Here is a 3,025-nt window from a genome sequence, read left to right as displayed (position 1 = left end):
GAAATGCGCCGACAACAAGCCGTCAGCGGTCGAAACCGTCCAGCCATTCTCGGCAGTGTAGACCTCGGGGCTGCCCAAGGTAATCATGGGCTCAATGGCCAACACCATGCCGACCTGTAGACGAACCCCGCGACCCCGCTTTCCATAATTGGGAACGTTGGGATCCTCGTGCATGTCGCGGCCAACGCCATGACCCACGTAGTCGCGCAACACGCCATAGCCGTGCTTCTCGGCAAGGCTTTGGCATGCGTAACCAATGTCACCGATGTGGTTTCCAGGAACTGCCTGCGCAATCGAAGCCTTAAGGCAGTCGCGCGTCACTTCGCACAGCGCCTTGGCCTCATCGGAAGGCTCGCCAACGTAGAAGGTCCACGCGTTGTCGCCTGCCCAACCGTTGACGGTAGCTCCCGTATCAATCGAAACAATGTCGCCCTCGGAAAGGCGAACGTCAGCAGATGGAATACCATGCACAACTTCATCGTTTACGCTTGCGCAAATCGAACCTGGAAAACCTTGATACCCCTTAAATGTCGGGATAGCGCCATGCATACGAATGACGCTCTCCGCAATTTGATCAAGCTCTAAGGTACTAACGCCAGGCCTAATAGCAGCGCCAACGCGACGTAATGCCAGTTTTGACACGGCACCTGAAGCTTTGAGTTCTTCAATCTGCTGCGGTGTTTTGATAATAATCATAGACCGAGCCGATCCTTTACTGTTGTATATACCTCATCAACAGGCCTGTCCCCATCGACCTTGACGAGAAGACCGCGCTTCTCGTAATACGAAATCAAGGGGAAGGTTTGTTGCTGATACACATCCAAACGATGTGCAATCGTTTGTGGTTTGTCATCTTCGCGCTGATACAGTTCGCCCGAGCACTTGGGACATACGTTGTTGCGCTCACTTGCTGCTTGGGCGTTGGTCATGTACCCGCAGTCACGGCAGGTACGACGCGAGCTCAAGCGCTCGATAATGACGTCGTTTTTGACGTCGACGAGAAGAGCATCCGTGATACTTTTGCCCAAGGTCTCAAGCTCTGCGTCAAGCGCTTGCGCTTGTGCAACATTGCGAGGAAAACCATCCAAAATAAAGCCAGCGGCGGCGTCGGGGGCACTTAAGCGCTCCTTCACAAGGCCGATAACCAGCTCATCGGGAACGAGTGCGCCCGTCTTCATAAACGACTGAGCCTGAATACCCAGAGGGCTCTGTGCTTTAACAGCCGCACGAAGCAAATCTCCAGTCGAGATATGAACAACGCCAAACTCATCCACAAGCCTTTGAGCTTGGGTTCCTTTGCCAGCGCCAGGAGCGCCTAATAATACGATGTTCATGTGTCTCACTCTTTCCTAACGCTTACATGAAGGCTACATCTGCTTACAATCGCGCACGAACGCATGCGAGCACACGCGAGCGCGTGATCTTTTCGGCAAGGCTTATTTGAAGAAGCCCTCATAATTGTGCATCTTGAGTTGTGCCTCAAGCTGCGAAATGGTGTCTAAGCCAACGCCTACCATAATCAAAATGGAGGTACCACCAAAGGTTCGAATGAGCGCATTGGAGGTAAAGGTAAAAACAATGGATGGCACAACAGCGATCAATGCCATGAAGATTGCTCCTGGCAAGGTAATGTGATCAAGCGTGCTCTTAATGTACGCCGCTGTTGCAGAACCAGGACGAACGCCTGGAATAAAGCCACCCTGCTTACGGAGGTTATCGGCAGTATCGTCTGGATTGAAGACCATCGACGTATAGAAATACGCGAAGAAGACGATGAACATGACCGACAAAATCCAGTTCACCCAGCCAGTCGAGATTGCATTCGCAAAGCCGCTGATCCAGGCAACGCCTGGGAAGAAGACGGCAATCTGGGCGGGGAAATACAAAATGGTAGACGCAAAGATGATGGGGACGACGCCAGCCGTATTGACCTTAATGGGCAAATAAGTTGACTGACCACCCATGATACGACGCCCGATAACGCGCTTAGCATACTGGATAGGGATCCTGCGCTGACCACGCTCGATGTACACAATGAAGGGTACGACAATAGCGATGATCAGCAATGTTCCTGCTGCGTACAGAAGACCCATGTTGCCAGAGCGAATGGTGCTCTGGATAGCCGTGGGAAAACCACTCATGATGTTGGTAAAGATAATCAACGACATGCCATTACCAATACCGCGCTGCGTAATAACCTCACCAAGCCACATGATCATGATGGCACCAGTGACCATGGTTACTACTACAACAGCATCCATGAGCAGCTCTGGCGCGCCAGTATTGGCAAAGCTAATGCCAAAGGCGGGGCTCTTGTACAAGAATAAATAGCCAATAGCGCTGATAAACGCGAGCACAATCGTAATGTAGCGGTTGTACTGGGTAATCTTGCGCTGACCCGACTCGCCTTCCTTCACTAATTCGGCCAAAGAGGGAACGACTGTCTGCATCATCTGCATGATAATTTCGGCAGTGATGTAGGGCATAATACCCAAGCTAAAGAGCGAGACACGCGAAAGCGCACCGCCCGAGAAGAGGTCTAATACCGAAATAAAGTTCGCGTTTGCTGACGCAGACTTGTATGCCGCGAGCATTCCCGCGACAGGAATGCCCGGTACAGGCAGGTGTGCACCAAGCCTGTACAGGAGCAAAATACCAAGCGTCAATAAAATTTTGTTACGCAATTCCTTAATACGGAATGCATTGGCGATTCCCTTTAGCACGGGAGATCAACCTTTCCTCCAGCCGCTTCAATTTTAGCTTGAGCAGAAGCGGAAACCTTGTCCACCTTGACCGTAAGCTTCTTGGTGAGCTCACCGTCGCCGAGAATCTTAACGGGAATAAACTCACTCTTAATGACGCCCTTCTCGAGAAGAGCAGCGCCATCGACAACGTCGCCGTCATTAAAAAGACCATTCAGACGAGAAACGTTGACAGGGGCATATTCAACGCGGTTGATGTTTTTGAATCCAGGAAGCTTAGGAAGGCGCATAGCCAGTGGCTGCTGTCCACCCTCGAATCCCGA

Annotated in this window: 4 protein-coding genes; all 4 read right to left on the bottom strand. The window is 51.6% G+C overall.

All coding sequences use genetic code 11. The features are described from left to right. The coding region (gene map / locus Q0X25_RS08200) for a type I methionyl aminopeptidase (protein WP_298581127.1) at positions 1–696 on the bottom strand (696 nt) is incomplete at its 3' end. After that, positions 693–1,334, bottom strand: a complete 642-nt coding sequence (locus tag Q0X25_RS08195; RefSeq protein WP_298581125.1) for an adenylate kinase — start codon at positions 1,332–1,334, stop codon at positions 693–695. The genes Q0X25_RS08195 and map, both read right to left, overlap by 4 nt. Positions 1,335–1,436: 102 nt before the next feature. Continuing rightward, complete coding sequence (gene secY, locus Q0X25_RS08190) at positions 1,437–2,723, bottom strand: preprotein translocase subunit SecY (RefSeq protein ID WP_066306471.1); 1,287 nt, start codon at positions 2,721–2,723, stop codon at positions 1,437–1,439. Further along, positions 2,717–3,025: 50S ribosomal protein L15 (gene rplO, locus Q0X25_RS08185; protein ID WP_298581119.1), on the bottom strand; the 309-nt coding region annotated here is incomplete at its 5' end. The genes secY and rplO, both read right to left, overlap by 7 nt.

Origin of the sequence: uncultured Olegusella sp. (assembly GCF_947253395.1) — a bacterium.
In the GTDB taxonomy this organism is placed as follows: Bacteria; Actinomycetota; Coriobacteriia; order Coriobacteriales; family Atopobiaceae; genus Olegusella.
Note: the sequence above shows the minus strand (reverse complement) of the source record. Positions and strands in the feature narration are given on the sequence as shown.

Coding starts and splice junctions, on each gene's coding strand:
- Q0X25_RS08195 (WP_298581125.1), bottom strand. CDS start 1,334: ATGAACATCGTATTATTAGGCGCTCCTGGCGCTGGCAAAGGAACCCAA.